At 56.0% G+C, this 16967-nt stretch carries 19 protein-coding genes; 13 read left to right on the top strand and 6 right to left on the bottom strand.

The window, feature by feature from the left end; all coding sequences use genetic code 11:
• Positions 1-71: 71 nt before the first annotated feature.
• From AB2B48_RS02460 to AB2B48_RS02445, 4 genes are read right to left on the bottom strand one after another with little or no spacing between them, the layout of a single operon-like run.
• Positions 72-755, bottom strand: coding sequence for an amino acid ABC transporter permease (locus AB2B48_RS02460; protein ID WP_368300707.1), 684 nt, complete (start codon positions 753-755; stop codon positions 72-74).
• Positions 745-1530, bottom strand: a complete 786-nt coding sequence (locus AB2B48_RS02455; protein ID WP_368301896.1) for an amino acid ABC transporter permease — start codon at positions 1528-1530, stop codon at positions 745-747. Before AB2B48_RS02455 ends, AB2B48_RS02460 begins: the two co-directional genes overlap by 11 nt.
• Positions 1530-2348 carry an amino acid ABC transporter ATP-binding protein gene (locus tag AB2B48_RS02450; protein WP_368300706.1) on the bottom strand — a complete coding sequence of 273 codons (819 nt, stop codon included), beginning with the start codon at positions 2346-2348 and terminating at the stop codon, positions 1530-1532. Before AB2B48_RS02450 ends, AB2B48_RS02455 begins: the two co-directional genes overlap by 1 nt.
• Position 2349: 1 nt before the next feature.
• On the bottom strand, positions 2350-3177 hold the full coding sequence (locus AB2B48_RS02445; RefSeq protein ID WP_368300705.1) for an ABC transporter substrate-binding protein: 828 nt from the start codon (positions 3175-3177) through the stop codon (positions 2350-2352).
• Positions 3178-3602: 425 nt separating this feature from the next.
• Between AB2B48_RS02445 and AB2B48_RS02440 the strand changes: the two genes are divergently transcribed.
• The 5 genes from AB2B48_RS02440 to AB2B48_RS02420 all read left to right on the top strand — a co-directional run bounded on the left by AB2B48_RS02440 (position 3603) and on the right by AB2B48_RS02420 (position 6379).
• Entirely contained in the window at positions 3603-4013 is a 411-nt protein-coding gene (locus AB2B48_RS02440; protein ID WP_185666471.1) for a Spy/CpxP family protein refolding chaperone, read from the top strand.
• A gap of 5 nt (positions 4014-4018) precedes the next feature.
• Positions 4019-4270 (top strand): late histone H1, encoded by a 252-nt coding sequence (locus tag AB2B48_RS02435; protein ID WP_185666472.1) that lies wholly within the window; start codon positions 4019-4021, stop codon positions 4268-4270.
• Between the two features lie 190 nt (positions 4271-4460).
• Complete coding sequence (locus AB2B48_RS02430) at positions 4461-5039, top strand: TetR/AcrR family transcriptional regulator (RefSeq protein WP_185666475.1); 579 nt, start codon at positions 4461-4463, stop codon at positions 5037-5039.
• Positions 5040-5060: 21 nt separating this feature from the next.
• Entirely contained in the window at positions 5061-5861 is an 801-nt protein-coding gene (locus AB2B48_RS02425; protein WP_368300704.1) for a winged helix-turn-helix domain-containing protein, read from the top strand.
• Entirely contained in the window at positions 5861-6379 is a 519-nt protein-coding gene (locus AB2B48_RS02420; RefSeq protein WP_368300703.1) for a FidL-like protein, read from the top strand. The genes AB2B48_RS02425 and AB2B48_RS02420 overlap by 1 nt, the downstream gene beginning before the upstream one ends.
• Positions 6380-6392: 13 nt before the next feature.
• On the opposite strand, the gene AB2B48_RS02415 is transcribed toward AB2B48_RS02420, so the two are convergent.
• A complete protein-coding gene (locus tag AB2B48_RS02415; RefSeq protein WP_368300702.1) occupies positions 6393-7202 on the bottom strand; it encodes a hypothetical protein in 810 nt (269 codons plus the stop codon).
• Positions 7165-8172 (bottom strand): type IV toxin-antitoxin system AbiEi family antitoxin, encoded by a 1008-nt coding sequence (locus tag AB2B48_RS02410; protein ID WP_368300701.1) that lies wholly within the window; start codon positions 8170-8172, stop codon positions 7165-7167. Before AB2B48_RS02410 ends, AB2B48_RS02415 begins: the two co-directional genes overlap by 38 nt.
• Before the next feature lie 16 nt (positions 8173-8188).
• Between AB2B48_RS02410 and AB2B48_RS02405 the strand changes: the two genes are divergently transcribed.
• The 8 genes from AB2B48_RS02405 (at position 8189) to cutC (ending at position 16931) form a co-directional block, all read left to right on the top strand.
• Entirely contained in the window at positions 8189-9004 is an 816-nt protein-coding gene (locus AB2B48_RS02405) for a metallophosphoesterase (protein WP_368300700.1), read from the top strand.
• A gap of 536 nt (positions 9005-9540) precedes the next feature.
• Positions 9541-9819, top strand: coding sequence for a BMC domain-containing protein (locus AB2B48_RS02400; RefSeq protein WP_001540796.1), 279 nt, complete (start codon positions 9541-9543; stop codon positions 9817-9819).
• A gap of 16 nt (positions 9820-9835) precedes the next feature.
• On the top strand, positions 9836-10120 hold the full coding sequence (locus AB2B48_RS02395; protein ID WP_115074640.1) for a BMC domain-containing protein: 285 nt from the start codon (positions 9836-9838) through the stop codon (positions 10118-10120).
• 14 nt (positions 10121-10134) lie between these two features.
• Positions 10135-10413, top strand: coding sequence for a BMC domain-containing protein (locus AB2B48_RS02390; RefSeq protein ID WP_015585230.1), 279 nt, complete (start codon positions 10135-10137; stop codon positions 10411-10413).
• A 53-nt stretch (positions 10414-10466) separates the two neighbouring features.
• The gene (locus AB2B48_RS02385) at positions 10467-12065 is read left to right on the top strand and encodes an acetaldehyde dehydrogenase (acetylating) (protein WP_368300699.1); all 1599 of its coding nucleotides are present in this window, start codon (positions 10467-10469) and stop codon (positions 12063-12065) included.
• A gap of 26 nt (positions 12066-12091) precedes the next feature.
• A complete protein-coding gene (locus tag AB2B48_RS02380; protein ID WP_185666480.1) occupies positions 12092-12349 on the top strand; it encodes a EutN/CcmL family microcompartment protein in 258 nt (85 codons plus the stop codon).
• A 15-nt stretch (positions 12350-12364) separates the two neighbouring features.
• The gene (locus AB2B48_RS02375; protein ID WP_368300698.1) at positions 12365-13522 is read left to right on the top strand and encodes a 1-propanol dehydrogenase PduQ; all 1158 of its coding nucleotides are present in this window, start codon (positions 12365-12367) and stop codon (positions 13520-13522) included.
• Positions 13523-13544: 22 nt separating this feature from the next.
• Entirely contained in the window at positions 13545-16931 is a 3387-nt protein-coding gene (gene cutC, locus AB2B48_RS02370; protein WP_368300697.1) for a choline trimethylamine-lyase, read from the top strand.
• Positions 16932-16967 lie beyond the last annotated feature (36 nt).

Here is a 16967-nt window from a genome sequence, read left to right as displayed (position 1 = left end):
AATGCCTCGGCCGGGCTACCACACCCTGTCATTTGTAGCCCGGCCGAGCATCGCGACGCCGGGCTTATTTTTTACACTGCCACCCGCCGCTGCCAGCGTTTCGCCACCCTTTCCAGCCCAAAGCACAGCAGATAATAGACCACGCCGATAAAGACAAAGATCGCCGTCGGGTAGATCTGCACGCGGTTGTTTACCTGTCCCGCTACCGTGGTCAATTCCGGTACGTTGACGATAAACGCCAGCGAGGTGTCTTTCAGCAGGCTGATAAAAATCCCCACCAGCGAAGGCAGCACGTTGCGCAGCGTCTGCGGCAGCAGAATCAACCGCAGGCTCTGCCCGGCGCTAAAGCCCTGGGTCAGCGCCGCTTCATACTGCCCGGTCGGTAGCGCGCGCAGCCCCGCCAGCACCGAGTGCATCACCGAGGCAGCGGTAAACCACGCCAGCGCCAGGGTCACCGTCACCGCGCCCGGTAGGTCGCTCCCGGTCAGCATCGGCAGCAGATACCACAGCCAGAAGATAACGAAGATCAGCGGAATACCGCGTATCACCTCCGCCCACAGGTAGAGCAAACGCCGGGTCATGCCGGAGAATCGCCACGCCGCGCAGGCCAGCAGAATACCGCCCGGCAGCGCCAGCGCGCCTGCGCCTATCGCCATCATCAGCGTTAGCGCTACGCCACCGGGTTCACCGTCGGCCAGTCGCCCCCATAATAGATAGTCGAGGTTATCGTAAATTACCGCCAGATTAGCGTTCATTTGCTATCCCTCTCGCCACGCTCGCCGCCGCTTTCCGCACGCGCTTAGGCTGCCCTACCGGTTTGGGTCCCAGACGGCTTAACAACAGCCCCAACGCCACGCCGGTCAGCAGATAGAGCACGGTGCCTACCGCGAAAGCCTCCAGCGCATGCGCGTTATAGCTTTCGATTTGCCGCACCTGGTAGGTCAACTCGGCAAAACCAATGCCGCTCGCCAGCGACGAGAGCTTCATCAGGTTCAGATACTGCCCCACCACCGGCTGCCAGGCGTTAGCCAGCCCCTGCGGCAGCAAAATATGTCGCAGCAGCCCGGCAGTAGAAAACCCCTGCGCCAGCGCCGCTTCACGCTGGCCGTTCGGCACGCTTTGCAGCCCCGCCGCCACTTCCTCAATTAAAAATGCCGAGGTAAAGACGCCAAGCCCCCAGGCCGAACACAGAAACTCCGGCGTCAGCCACCAGACGTTGCCGGGTAGAATCGACCAATCGTGCGGGTCGTTGACAAAATCCCGCAGCCCCTGCGGCAGGAAGTTCCACGCTGCAAAGTACCAAAACAGCAGTTGCACCAGCAGCGGCGTATTGCGAAACAGCGATACCCAGCAGGCGGTGATACCCTGCCCCACTCGCCCTCCGGCGAGGCGCAGCAATAAGAACAGCGCCGCCAGCGCGCTTGCCAGCACAACTCCGGCAAGCGACACCCACAGCGTGGTGAGAAAGCCCGAGATAATCCATTGCAGAGGCTGCCCGCTGAGCACCCCCTGCCAGTCAAAATGCATCATCACGCCGTCCGCTCCTGATGCAGCGGGTCCAGCACCTTCTGCAGAAAACGTCGTGCACGCGGATGCTGTGGATTGGCAAAGAACGCCGCCGGAGGCGCGACCTCCAGCACATCGCCGCCGTCGATAAACACCACACGGTCAGCAATTTCGCGGGCAAACTGCATTTCGTGAGTCACCACAATCATGGTGATCCCGCTGTGCGCCAGTGACTGCATCACGTGCAACACTTCGCCGATCATTTCCGGGTCCAGCGCCGAGGTCGGTTCGTCAAACAGGATGATTTGTGGCGAGGAGGCTAGCGCCCGAGCAATCGCCACGCGCTGCTGCTGGCCGCCGGAGAGCTGCGAAGGCATCGCATCGGCCTTTTCCGCAAGCCCAACCTTTTGCAGCAACTCCTGCGCGCGCCGCTGGGCATCGTTGCGCTTCCAGCCGTGAACCGACTCCAGCGCGAGCATGATGTTTTGCGCCGCCGTCAGATGGGCATAAAGATTGAACTGCTGGAAGACGAAGCCGATTCGGCTGCGCAGCTGGCGCAGCGCCCTGCCGCTTAGCTGGCTGGTTGGCTTATCGTCAATCAGGATTTCACCGTCGCTGAGGCTTTCCAGCTGGTTTATCAGGCGAATCAGCGTTGATTTCCCCGAACCCGAAGGCCCAAGAATCGCCACCACTTCGCCGGGATTAATCGTCAAATCGATGCCGTTCAGCACTCGATGACTGCCATATTCTTTCACCGCCTGTCGGAACGTCACGCTGGCATTCTGCAGATGTGAAAAATCCGCGGACTTCGCCGCGGAACGAGAAAGTAAAGCCGACAACATATTATTTTGCTTCTATGGTGAAGGAACGCGGCTGCGGCGCTTTAGTGGCAGGGCCAAACCAGGTGTCGTAGATTTTCGCCGCATCGCCCGATTTCTCCAGCGCCACCAGCTCATCATTCACCGCTTTCAGCAACGCCGGTTCACCTTTTTTCACGCCCACGCCGATCTCTTCTTTACTGAGCAAATCCGGCAGGATTTTGAATTTGGCTTTATCCGGCGCTTCGCCCAGCAGGCCTGCCAGAATGGTGCTGTCCTGGGTAATCGCCTGCACGTTGCCGTTACGCAGCGCAGTCAGTGCCAGCGGAATATCGTCATAGGAGAGCACGCGCGCCTGCGGGAAGCGCTGATGCAGCGTCTGCTCGCCGGTCGTGCCTTTCACCGCGCCGATGCGCGCCTTGCTGTAATCATCAAGCTTATCGCCGCCGGTCGCCGGTACCAGGAACTGCTGGCCGGTAACGAAGTATGGGGTAGAGAAGTCAATAACCTGTGCGCGTTCTGGAGTAATGGTGATGTCAGCAACAATCAGATCCGCCTTGCCGGATTGCAGCAGCGGGATACGGTTAGCCGGGTTGGTCGCCACCAGTTCCAGCTTCACGCCCAGCGATTTAGCCAGCGCTTTGGCGAAATCGACGTCGTAGCCCACCAGTTCGTGCGTTTTCGCATCCACGGAACCAAACGGCGGGTTGGCATCAAAGGTGGCCACTTTAACCACGCCTTTGGCCTTAATATCCGCCAGCTGATCGGCTTGCGCGGTGAAGGTGGTCAGGCCGGCAGCCACCAGGCCAGTGATAAGTGCGAGCTGTGCAACGGTCTGTTTCGTCTTTGCCATAATCTTTCTGGATACCCCTGTTTTTGTATTGTCTTTTTACGCTCCCACACCGCCCTCCGCGGAACAAATAACGATTCGCTATGCTTTATAACCAAATATCATTTGGCGAAAGTAATTGTTATCTAAAGGTAAAATTTGATAAGTAACGCCAGATATCGCAAATGCTTTGCACAATTTCGTCTTTCCATTGGCGTGGTTTTACTGCTGAAATGGTCGAAAATAAAACCGTAACATTAAGAAGGTCTTAATACGTAAACAGTTATGATTTCATAGAGTCATTGTTTCCCATCGTTACCAACAGACACAACAATCCGCGAGCATCAAGGCTGACTGGCAACCTATCATTACCCCGACAAAAATCAGGGGGTTTCTCCTCCGTTGCCTGGCGCTTCGGCGTCAATTTGAATGCTTTATGGATGACTACAATGAAAAAATTTACCCGCACCGCTTTACTGGTTGCCACCCTTGCTGGTGCGACCTTCGCCGCTCAGGCTGCTGATACCACCGCTGCCCCAGCGCCGGCTCAGGACCCTATCGTTCAGCATCTGAAGCTGACCGATGCTCAAGTGTCCAAAATGAAAACCCTGCACCAGCAGCTGGAGAAAAACGTTCAGGCTATCTCCATGAAGGATGTTAAAGACGGCATGATCATCGACATGATCCAGTCCGGCAAATGGGATGAAGCGGGCGTGAACAAACAGCTGGCGGCATTCAGCAAAGTTGATCAGCAGGTTCGCTACTACAAAGTGAAATACTACTTTGACTTAAGCCAGGTGCTGACCGCGGAACAGCGTAAACAGGTTCAAAACGACCTGGCCCAGGCTGCGGCGGAGTAAGCAACATGAAAAAAATCGCGATGATGTTAGGTGCCTGCGCACTGCTGGCAATGGGCGCGGCGAATGCCGCCAACGGTCAGGCTGTCGCCAACGCAAAAACCGCCTGCCAGAACAATCCATCCCAGTGCGCTCAGGCGAAGAGCACGGCAAAAGCCAACGCGCAGAAAGAAGCGAAAGCGGCGAAAGACGCCTGTGCGAAAAACCAGACGGCCTGCGATAACGCGAAAGCGAAAGCTAAAAGCGCTGCACAGAAGTAAGTCACAGTAGTGAAGTAAAAAACGCGAAGGGGCAACTCATCGCGTTTTTTACACCCTTCATCGGGAAACCGAGTGATAACAGTCTGATTTATACTACATATTGTGACCTCTGACGCATTACCCATAATCTCTATGCGGACTTCCCCCTCGCTTTGATCGCTGTCAAAAATAATCATACCGTCTGGTCGGTATGATTCGGGCCATGAACATGGAAGCCCAACACCGCAAAAAAGATCCGGTCCGTTTATATCAGCTGCTGCTGGAGTCGGCAGCGATGATTGCCGGACGAGACGGCATTGCCGCCCTGTCGCTGAACGCTGTCGCCCGGGAAGCTGGCGTCAGTAAAGGCGGGTTAATCCACCACTTTCCCAATAAACAGGCGCTGATTTACGCACTGTTTACCCGGCTGCTGGCGATTATGGAAGAAGCGATCGTCGCGTTGATGCAGCAGGATGGCGTCAGCTATGGCCGCTTTACCCGCGCCTATCTGAACTACCTTGCCGACCTAACGGATACGCACGAAAGCCGCCAGTTGATGGTGCTGTCGCTGGCCATGCCGGATGAACCGGTGCTGCGAAAATGCTGGCGCGACTGGATGCTCGATCACCTTGCGCGTGGCGACGCGCTGGATAATAGCCCCACCGGTACGCTGGTGCGCTATGCGGCAGACGGTATCTGGTTATCTGAACTCACGGAAGGGATCACCATGTGCGCCGAGCACCGACGAACGTTGGTCGAATCTCTTAATAAGATGACGCTTCCCGCGTGAAGCACATAGGCTGAGGCCGCGATGCGCTACAACATCAATGCCCGTTTTATTTATGACGCAACGGATGGCACGATAACGCTGCCGCAAAGCGATGAGCCGGACAGCCAGCTGTCTATCACCGCCAGCGCCCTGCTGTTCTTCTTTTTGCATAACACCGGAATCGTCAGCCGGGAAGAGGTACTCAAGAAGGTCTGGGATGACAACGGGTTAACCTCGTCGAACAGCAACCTGAATCAATATCTGAGCATGCTGCGCAAAACCTTCCGCCACTACGGAATCGACAACATTATCGTCACCGTGTCGCGGGGTTATTTGCAGCTCAACCCGGACGTGGTCATTGAGGCGCTGGACGACACCCCTCCGCCCGCCCCCACGCCGGAACCGCCGGTCATCGTCGACGAAACTGCGCCAGAGCCGCCGCAGGAAACCCCTCCCGCTACGATGCATGCGCGCGGCACCTGCTGGTATATCGCTGGTGCCTGCCTGCTGACCATCGCGCTGCTGCTGCTTATTCTAAGCCTGGTGGGGGTGCGAGAGTCACGCCCCATCACCCTGAGTCAAATCACCCATAGCCAGTGCGAACTGCTGGCCAGCGATGAGATGCTGCGCTCGGTCAGCGCCAGCGCCTACGTGAAAAATTTCGATGAGGTGCGCCAGCGACTGAAAGTCGAGTGCAAACCCGGCGAGCGCTTCCTCTTCTTCTACGGCGACAGGCTGGAGACCAACGGCCTGGGGCGCGTATTTCTCGCCCACTGCGCGATGCATGAAGATAACCCGTTTAGCTACTGCGACAACTACTTTTACTACTCCTGGAAGCCGTAATGAAACTCGCGCCGCGTACCTTCTTTGCCCTTTCGCTGCTCATCTTTATCGTGGTCGCCGGGTTTAGCGCCTGGCGTCTTCTGCCCGATGAAAACGCCGGGGTGATGAGCTGCTCCACCAAAGGGATCATGCGTTTTGAAAATATGGAAAAAGAGAACGTGAACGGCAACATTCACTTCAACTTTGGCAGCCACGGCAAAGGCTCCATGGTGGTCGAGGGCTATACCGATTCGGCCGCCGGCTGGCTCTATCTGCAGCGCTACGTCAAATTCAGCTACAGCAGCAAACGTATTTCCACCACCGAACGCCACTACCGTATCAACCAGTGGGAGTCGAGCGCCTCGTCCATCGATGAGTCGCCGGACGTGATTTTCGCCTACTTTATGCGCGAAATGTCCGACAGCCACGACGGGCTGTTTCTCAACGCCCAAAAGCTTAACGACAAGGCAATTCTGCTCAGCTCCATCAACTCGCCGCTGTGGATCTGTACGTTGAAGTCCGGTAGCGCGCTGAACTAGCGCATAATGGAAATTATGCGCCCATCAAACCGTGCCAGAAATCATTTATACAGCGTTCAATATCAGCAGCACGCGCGCTTCCAGACTGACGAACAATAGCATCGATCAGCTTTTCCTGATCCAACTGCTGCAATCCCGCAACGCTTTGCGACGTAACAATACTTGCCACATCCTGGCCCGCCAACCGTGCCCCAATGCGTTCCGGTAACCAGTCAACGCTGCTTGCCAATGCGTTATCATCATAAAGGCGAGAATCCTCAATCACGCTATATTCGCGGAGAATAGTATAAATATCGACCGCATCTTTACTATTTCTGTCGCCACGATCGCGCCAGGCAAATAGTTTTAGCAACAGTAGGCCAGGCAATGAGCAAAATCGAATATCGCCACAATTTGGGATCGCGACGAGAGCGGCGTGTTCCCAGGCATCAGTAAAACCGTCAACAGACATAATGATATCGCGGTCCGGCGGCCACGCCACCTGATTATCAGTTGCGATAGAGCCAAAAGGGATAATGTCTAACTCTACGCCGCCCCAATATAATCGATGAGCATTATCCTTTGCCGCTTCAGCCCCCTGTTCGAGCATAATATCTTTTAAGCGGGAAAATGCGTCCCAGTCATCAATAAAAACGGCAATATCGATGTCTCGGGTACGTCGTCCCGTATCTCGATTATGTACATGGGTAAGCATAATTTCTCTCGCAGTGGCTCCCGCGATAAAAAATGGACACCCAGCCTGGCCACAGGCATTGGTGATTTTCATCAATGCCTGTTGTATTTCATCAGATAATGGACGGGTTAATGTGTAAGGATTGTTCATTGATTATTTTCGCCGTTTCAATATTACGATCGTCCTGCGAGGCAATGAGTTCCGCTATCGTTAACAATGCATAGCCAGCGTGACTCATCTGGAATGACGCGCCCCAAAATGCCTCCATAAACTCAACATCCCCGTTGGGATCCGGACGTAATCCAAGATCTTTTCGTCGCTCATGAAAAGGTAAAGGGGTAAAAATTTTTATCATCTCAGGCTGCAAGTACCCTTTGCTAAGTTCATAAGCCGCAACCTCCCCGGTCCAATACTCTCCAGGCCGGAGCTTAATGTCTTTCCAGAAGATATTCCCAGACAGTCTCATTTTGACTATTTTTGGTCGCAGCACCGAATCATACGCCTGAATCCACGATCGATATAATTCAGGTATGTCGGTAAATCGGCGGCCATTTTTCCCTTCTCTATATAATTTATTACTTTCAAGATAATCAAAGCCTTTCTTTACCATGCCAAGCGAAACTCCCGCTTGCTCAGCAATATCACGGTAGGTATAATTAATAACCCGATCATCCGCTAACATAACAAAAAGTAATTTCATAATACCAATGGATATCCCATTAGTATTTTTTACTGTACCTTCATTTTTATTACCCATTATATTTAAATAATAATTTGGCGTTAAAACAAACATATTCCCTGCACTGTCGATAAAGTTTAATTTATTTTCTATGCAATATTTTTGTAATGCAGGACTTAGATAGTGACACAGCAATAATGGATATCTTCCTTCATTTTTTTTTATAAAATTCGATTTCCAATACATTAACCACTCTTTGCGTGGTTGAGCTTTCACTTCAAAATAAAAAGAATGCCTGGCACCATCAGGCATCTGTAGATACAGAGAACCGTCATTATCGATCTTGCCCTGCAATGGCGTGGGCAATCGCTCCAGTATTTCATTCACGATGCTTTCTTCATCACGCATTTGTTCACACTCCAATCCTTGTTCACGATTCATGAACATAACTCATAGTATGAACAAAATTGGCTATCATGCAACCCATGCTTTACTATCGAATCCTGATGCTAGACGAGGTTTGCAGACGATGATTGTCACACTTTTGCCCAATGATGCTGGCAGGGATTTTATTCTGGGTGACCTGCATGGCGCATACGATTCGCTACAGGCGTTACTTGAATTCGTTCACTTCGAGCCGGAACAAGACCGTCTTATTGCCGTCGGCGATCTCTTCGATAGAGGCATTCATCCCCATCAGTGCGCATCTCTACTCGATTGTGCATGGTTCCACTCAGTACAGGGGAACCACGAAGAAAGTTTGCTGGCATGGTTTGCATCGCAGGATAGAACGGAACGGGAACATCATGAGTTGAAAATCAGGGCACAAGGCGGAGACTGGTTTTTCACCTTACCCGATGAAAATAAAACCCTACTCTGCCAAAAAATTGCCCAACTCCCGCTCGTCATACTTTTTACCAACCATCATCAAACCTACTGCGTCCTCCATGCCGAGATCCCCCCAGAAACACACCGCATTGAATCTTTTCTTCAGTCGCTGATGGCGCGGGATATTTTTGCGCTCAACGCCTGCATCAAGGGCAGACGACGCCATTCAATCCGAAGTTCCTCTTCTATACAGGGAGTCGATTTTGTCACTGCGGGACACACTCCTGTCCCCCCCACATCGCGCTATAAAGAAAACTGTCTGAATCTGGATTTTGGCCTCCCCTTAACACACCCGTACTCTGCATTAGGAATGCTGGATGCGGGCTCACATCAGCTTTACCTCTGCAACCCGCAGCATGAGGTCTGTCTATTCCAGGACTGCTGAGACTAAATTTGTTCACGAATTTAATTCGTTCATGATTCGTGAACAAATGAAATTCATGAACAGGATGACCTTTACGAACCACACCGCCAAGCCATACCGCTTTCCATCGTCCCGCAATAGGTGATCGGCTTCACATGACCTTCTATTCCCCCACGTAGTCGATATAAAGGCCGCACTTTTTGCGTTTAGCCTCGCCGCCAAAATTTGAACCTCACCACAGTTGCCCCTGCGCTATGTTACCCGACTTTTGTATAAATTTAGCAATTTCATAACATTCATGACTGGCACCATGAGCGCTGAAAAAAGCACCTTGTTTTCGTCAAAATCCCGCCCCGCACCACAGCATAAAGAGATAAATCAGCGGCCATAAAAGGCTAAATGGCAGAGTTTTTATCTAAATCAGACTCACGACCAGATTTAAATTCCACCATAACCGCTAGTCCCTATAGTGAATCCCGAACGCCGCTGCCGTGGGTTAACGCCGTGACACGGACGGTTTTCCTGAAATCACACAACCTGTTTTGAGGAGTGAAGCAATGGGTGATGCATTAGGGCTTATCGAAACCAAAGGTCTGGTGGCCTGCATTGAAGCCGCGGATGCGATGTGTAAAGCCGCCAACGTTGAACTGATTGGCTACGAAAACGTCGGCTCCGGCCTCGTCACCGCGATGGTGAAAGGCGACGTCGGCGCGGTGAAAGCGGCGGTGGATTCCGGTGTGGAATCGGCGCAGCGCATTGGGGAAGTGGTGACGTCGCTGGTGATTGCGCGTCCACATAACGACATCAACAAAATTGTCATTAAACACAAGGCTTAAGGCCAGGAGAACGCAAATGGGTGATGCATTAGGTCTGATTGAAACCAAAGGTCTGGTGGCCTGTATCGAAGCGGCAGATGCCATGTGTAAAGCCGCCAACGTCGAGCTTATCGGCTACGAAAACGTCGGTTCCGGTCTCGTCACCGCGATGGTGAAAGGCGACGTCGGCGCGGTAAAAGCGGCGGTGGATTCCGGCGTGGAATCGGCGCAGCGCATTGGTGAAGTGGTGACCTCGCTGGTTATCGCACGTCCACATAACGACATCAACAAGATTGTCTCGCACTACAAAATTAGCGAATAACCGGAGAGAAAATGATGAAAGAAGCGCTTGGTCTGATTGAAACCAAAGGTCTGGTGGCCTGTATCGAAGCAGCAGATGCGATGTGCAAAGCCGCCAACGTCGAGCTTATCGGCTATGAAAACGTCGGCTCCGGCCTCGTCACCGCGATGGTGAAAGGCGACGTCGGCGCGGTTAACGCGGCGGTGGACTCCGGCGTGGAAGCGGCAAAACGCATCGGTGAAGTGGTGACCTCCCGCGTCATCGCCCGCCCGCATAACGACATCGAAAAAATCGCATCGCAGCATAAAGCATGACCTGACCGGGCACGCCCCGTCTGCACTCTTTTCGTCTGATGAAGGATAGACTCATGATTGAACTGGATACCGATTTGCTCTCTCGCCAGAACGCGCGAGAACTGGTGCGCAACGCCAAAAAAGCGCAAGCGGTAATGGCCACCTTTTCGCAGCAGCAAATCGACGCCATCGTGAAAAACGTGGCCCAGGAAGCGGCGCACCATGCCGAAGCGCTCGCGAAAATGGCCGCGGAAGAGACCGGCTTCGGCAACTGGCAGGATAAAGTCCTGAAGAACCGTTTTGCCTCGCTGCGCGTTTACGACGCCATCAACGATATGAAGACCGTCGGCATCATTCATGACGATCAACAGAAAAAAGTGATGGACGTGGGCGTGCCGCTCGGCGTTATCTGCGCGCTGGTTCCCTCAACCAACCCGACCTCAACGGTCATCTACAAAACGCTGATTGCCCTGAAGGCCGGCAACGCCATTATCTTCTCGCCGCATCCGGGCGCACGTCAGTGCAGCTGGAAAGCGATTGAGATTGTCAAACGCGCGGCAGAAGCCGCGGGCGCACCGGCAGGCATCGTTGACGGCGTGACCGAACTGACGCTGGAAGCCACCTCCGAACTGATGCACAGCAAAGACGTGTCGCTGATTCTGGCGACCGGCGGTGAAGGCATGGTGCGCGCGGCCTACGCTTCCGGTACGCCAACCATCAGCGGCGGCCCGGGTAACGGCCCGGCGTTTATCGAGCGCAGCGCCGATATTCCTCACGCGGTGAAAGATATCATCACCAGCAAAACCTTCGATAACGGCGTGATCTGCGCTTCCGAGCAGTCGATCATCGTCGAAGGCTGTATTTACGATGAAGTACATCGCGAGCTGGAAGCCCAGGGCGCGTACTTTATGAACGAAGGCGAAGCGGCGAAAATGGCGGCACTGCTGCTGCGTCCGAACGGCACCATCAACCCGAAAGTCGTCGGCAAAACGGCGCTCTATTTGAGTCAGATGGCGGGCTTCTGCGTACCGGCCAGCACCCGCGTGCTGATTGCCGAGCAGACCACCGTCTCGTCGAAAAACCCCTACTCGCGTGAAAAGCTGTGCCCGGTACTTGGCCTGTACGTGGAAGAGGACTGGAAAGCCGCCTGCCATCGCGTGGTGGAGCTGCTGACCAACGAAGGCCTTGGTCATACGCTGGTGATCCACACCCGCAACCAGGATGTTATCCGTCAGTTCTGCCTTGAAAAACCGGTTAACCGCATTCTGATTAACACGCCCGCGGCCCTCGGCGGCATTGGCGCGACCACCAACATCACCCCGGCGCTGACCTTAGGCTGCGGCGCGGTGGGCGGCGGCTCCAGCTCCGATAACGTCGGCCCGATGAACCTGCTCAATATCCGCAAAGTGGGCTACGGCGTGCGCTCTATCGACGAACTGCGCGCGCCGAGCAGCCGCGTGGAACCGCAGCCGACCATCACCAGTCAGCCGGTTGACCCGCGCCGCAGCATTGTTGACGACGCGCGTTTCACCTCCCCTGCCCCAGCCGCCACCCTCAATACCCACGGCGACAACCGTTTCGCGACGGCGGCTACCGCAGAGGCAGAAGGTGACATCAGCGAGCAGAACGTGGAGCGCGTGATCCGTCAGGTGCTTGAGCGTTTAGGCAAGTAACGCATTGATATAAGGCGATAAAAACAATGATTCTCGCAAAGGTTACCGGACATGTCGTGGCCACACAAAAGAGCGATGAGCTACGGGGCAGCAACCTGCTGCTGATCACTCAACTGGATGACAACCAGCAGCCGATGAAAGACCGCTCCTGGGTCGCCGTCGATAGCGTCGGCGCGGGGATGCACGACATCGTGTTGGCCGAGGAGTACTTCGCGCTCAACAAAGACCGCTATAAAGCGATGGCGGTGGTAGCCATTGTCGAGAACGTGTTTCGGGACGCTTAAGGAGTGAATAACCCAATGAGTGAATTTTTGCTGAAACCCCGGATCTGCTTCGGCCAGGACGCGCTGTCAGCCCTGCGTGATGTCAGTGCCCACCAGGCGCTGCTGGTCACCGACCAGGCGATGGTCAAGTTTGGCCTCGCCGCTAGGGTGACGGAGATCCTCGGCGAGCGCGGCATTGCGCTGCAAATTTGGGATGACGTGGTGGCTGACCCGGACATCGCCACCGTGGTACGCGGCATGAAGTTGATGGACAGCCGCTATCCGGATCTGGTGGTCGCCCTGGGCGGCGGTTCGGTGATTGACGCCGCCAAAGCGGTTATTTTCGCCCTGGCGCAAACCCGCCCGGACGCCGGTCGCCAGCGCCCTTGCTTCGTGGCCATCCCCACCACCAGCGGTACCGGCTCGGAAGTCACCAGCTTTTCGGTGGTGAAGGCTCACGCCGAGAAGCTGGTGCTGGTCGACCCGTCGCTGCTGCCGGATATCGCCATTCTCGACCCGACGCTGGTGGCGTCGGTGCCGCCGTCCATCACCGCTGATACCGGGATGGACGTGCTGTGCCACGCGCTGGAGGCTTACGTCTCCCGCGCCGCCAGCGACTTTACCGATGCGCTGGCCGAGAAGGTGGTGCAGCAGGTGTTCCGCTACCTGCCAACCTGCTGGCGCAACGGCCAGGATTTGCAGGCGCGGGAGAAAATGCACAACGCCTCCTGTATGGCGGGCATGGCCTTTACCAACGCGTCGCTCGGCATCACCCACAGTCTGGCCCACGCGCTCGGCGGCGTCTTTCGCGTGCCGCACGGTCGCGCCAACGCCCTGCTGATGGCACAGGTGGTGGCGTGGAACGCTGACTATCAGGGGCAGTGCGATACCGAGGCCGCGCACAAATATGCGCATCTGGCCCACCTGCTGAGTCTGCCCGCGAGCACCGCCCGTGAAGGCGTCACCAGCCTGCTGGTCGCCATTGAAGCACTGAAAGATGAAATGACCCTGCCCGCCGGCATTCACGACACCGGCGTGGACGGCGAGGCGTTTGAGCATCGCTTAGCGGAGATGGTCGGTCAGGCGCTGCGCGACAGCTGCACCCCCACCAACCCGCGCACGCCCGACGCGCAGGCATTAACCGAACTTTATCGCCAGGCATGGAGCGGCAGCGCCGTTCAGCGCCACGGATAACAAGAACGAGAGGATCTTACCTATGGCACACTACAGCTTAACGCCGCGCGTCAAAGTGCTGGCTGAACGTTTACTGGCCAACGCCAGCACCCTGTGCACCGAACACGCGACCGTGCTGAACGGGCTGGACGGCGATATCGCTGGCGTTCCCGCCGCCGTCAAACCGGCGCGCCGCTTCTATGAACTGATGCGTCAGTTGCCGCTCACCATCAGCGCCGATGAGCTGATCGTCGGTAACCAGACCCGCAAGCCGCACGGCGCGATTTTCCATGATGAAGCCGCCGCGCGTCGCCCATCGGCGTTCCAGTTCCTCAATCTGAACAGCGACCTCGACTCCCCGGACTACAAGCTGGTGGTCGAGAAAGGCGTGCTGGCGATTAAACACCAGCTGGAAGAGAAAACCCGTACGCTCGGCAGCGCCGTCAGCCGTAGCGGCATGGACGAAGTGAACGGCTGCCGCGCCGCGATTTACGCCTGTGACGCCCTGATGGCGCTGGCACAAAATCTCGCCCACAGCGCCGAGCAGTTGGCCGCCGCTGAAACCAACGCGTATCGCAAAGCCGAGCTGTTAGACAGCGTCGCGATTCTGCACCACGTTCCGGCCCATCCGGCGCGCAGTTTTAAAGAGGCCTGCCAGGCGTTTTATCTGTTCCAGCTGGCGCTGCAGCTCGATAACGGCAGCTACGCGGTGAACCCGGAAGGCGCCGACAAAGCCCTGCTGCCGTACTACCAGCACGATATTGCCAACGGCGCGCTGACCGACGCTCAGGCGTATGAAATCGTTGAGTCGCTGTGGTTTAAGCTCGCGGAATTAAGCGAAGTCCGCGCCGCCAGCGCGATTGATGGCTACCCGATGTTCGATGCCCTGCTGCACGGCGCGAGCCTTGAAAACGCGAACATCAACGCCCTGTCTGAGATGTTCCTGAGTGCCCAGCACAACCTCAGCGCGTTGCATCTGCCGGTGCGTCTGTTCAGCGGCAAGCAGCCCGTTTCCGCTGCACCGTTCGCCAACTGCAGTGAAACCACCACGGCGGAAGGGCTGACCCCGCGCATGCAGCGCCTGCGCAACCACTACCTGACCGTGCGCCCAAGCGTCTCCATCTACCGCGCGCTGGCCTTTACCGAAGTGGTGAAAGCCAACCCGGGGATGCCGACCATTCTGCTGCGCGCCAAAGCGTTCCGCCACGCCTGTGAAACCGCGCCGATTCTGATTCAGGACGATGAACTGATCGTCGGCCATCCGTGTGGCAAGCCGCGCGCCGGGGCCTTCTCGCCGGATATCGCCTGGCGCTGGGTACGCGACGAGCTCGACACCATGAGCACCCGTCCGCAGGATCCGTTTGAGATCAGCGAAGAAGATAAAAAGACCATCCGCGAAGAGATCGTGCCGTTCTGGGAAGGCCGTTCACTTGATGAGATCTGCGAAGCGCAGTACCGCGAGGCGGGCGTCTGGTCCTTCAGCGGCGAAACCTTCGTCAGCGACCTCTCCTACCACCAGATCAACGGCGGCGGCGATACCTGTCCGGGCTACGACGTGCTGCTGTTCACCAAAGGGATGAACGGCATCAAAGCCGATGCCGAAGCGCACCTGGCAACGCTGAGCATGGAAAACCCGGAAGACATCGACCGTATTTACTACTACAAAGCGGCGATTGAAACCTGCGAAGGGGTGGTGAGCTACGCCCACCGTATCGCTGCCCGCGCCCGCGAACTGGCCGCCGTTGAGCAGAATGCCCAGCGTCGCGCTGAACTGCTGACCATCGCCGAAGTCAACCAGAACGTGCCGGCAAACCCGCCGAAAACCCTGCAGGAAGCGCTGCAAAGTATCTGGACCGTCGAATCGCTGTTTGAAATCGAAGAGAACCAGACCGGGCTGTCGCTGGGCCGCGTTGACCAATACTGCTACCCGATGTTCGAAGCCGATATCCGCGAAGGCCGCCTGACCCACGATGCCGCGCTGGAATTGTTGCAGGCATTTATCATCAAATGCGCCGAACTGATGTGGATGTCCAGCGAACTGGGGGCGAAGTACTTCGCTGGCTACCAGCCGTTTATCAACCTGACCGTTGGCGGCCAGAAACGTTCCGGCGGCGATGCCTGTAACGACCTGACCTATCTGATCATGGACGCCGTGCGCTTTGTGAAGGTTTACCAGCCGTCACTGGCCTGCCGTATTCATAACCAGTCACCGCAGAAGTACATGGAAAAAATCGTCGACGTGGTGAAAGCGGGCATGGGCTTCCCGGCCTGTCACTTTGATGACTCCCACATCAAGATGATGCTGCGCAAAGGCTTCGACTTTGAAGATGCGCGTGACTACTGCCTGATGGGCTGCGTGGAACCGCAGAAATCCGGCCGCATCTACCAGTGGACCTCCACCGGCTACACCCAATGGCCAATCGCCATCGAGTTCGTGTTGAACCGTGGTCGCATGGTGCTGTTCGATAGCTATCAGGGGCTGGATACCGGCGACCTGCGCGACCTGCACACCTTCGAGGAGTTTGACGCGGCGGTGAAACAGCAGATTGCCCACATCGTGCGCCTGTCGGCGATTGGTACGGTGATTAGCCAACGCGTGCACCGCGACGTAGCGCCGAAACCGCTGATGTCGTTGTTGGTCGAAGGCTGCATGGAAAAAGGCAAAGACGTGGCCGCCGGTGGCGCGATGGTCAACCACGGGCCGGGGCTGATTTTCTCCGGTCTGGCGACCTACGTCGACTCGATGGCCGCTATTCGCAAGCTGGTGTTCGAAGATAAGAAATACACCCTCGAGCAGATGCGCGATGCGATGCTGGCGAACTTTGAAGGCTTTGAAGGGCTGCGCCGCGATTGTCTGAACGCACCGAAGTACGGCAATGACGATAACTACGTTGACCAGTACGCGCTGGACATTACCGAGTGGACCGAGCGCGAGTGCCGCAAGTACAAAATGCTCTACTCCACCCTGAGCCACGGCACGCTCTCTATCTCCAACAACACGCCAATCGGCGAGCTGACCAACGCCACGCCGAACGGGCGTCTGGCTTGGATGCCGCTCTCCGACGGCATCAGCCCAACCCAGGGCGCGGACAAACATGGCCCAACCGCCATCATCAAGTCGGTCAGCAAGATGAACGTGGAAACCATGAACATCGGCATGGTGCACAACTTCAAGTTCCTCAAAGGGCTGCTCGATACCCCGGAAGGCCGCCACGGGCTTATCACCCTGCTGCGTACCGCGTCGATTCTCGGCAACGGCCAGATGCAGTTCAGCTACGTCGATAACGAAGTGCTGAAGAAAGCCCAGCTGGAGCCGGAAAAATACCGCGACCTGATCGTGCGCGTGGCGGGCTACAGCGCCTACTTCGTTGAGCTGTGCAAAGAGGTACAGGACGAGATCATCAGCCGTACGGTGATTGAGAAGTTCTGATCTAACGGAACGCATGAGGACAAGGACGTCCAGAAT

Source organism: Kluyvera sichuanensis, assembly GCF_040930405.1.
Taxonomy (GTDB): Bacteria; Pseudomonadota; Gammaproteobacteria; order Enterobacterales; family Enterobacteriaceae; genus Kluyvera; species Kluyvera sichuanensis.
The sequence above is the reverse complement of the archived record's forward strand: the minus strand, read 5'-3'. Positions and strand labels throughout refer to the sequence as shown.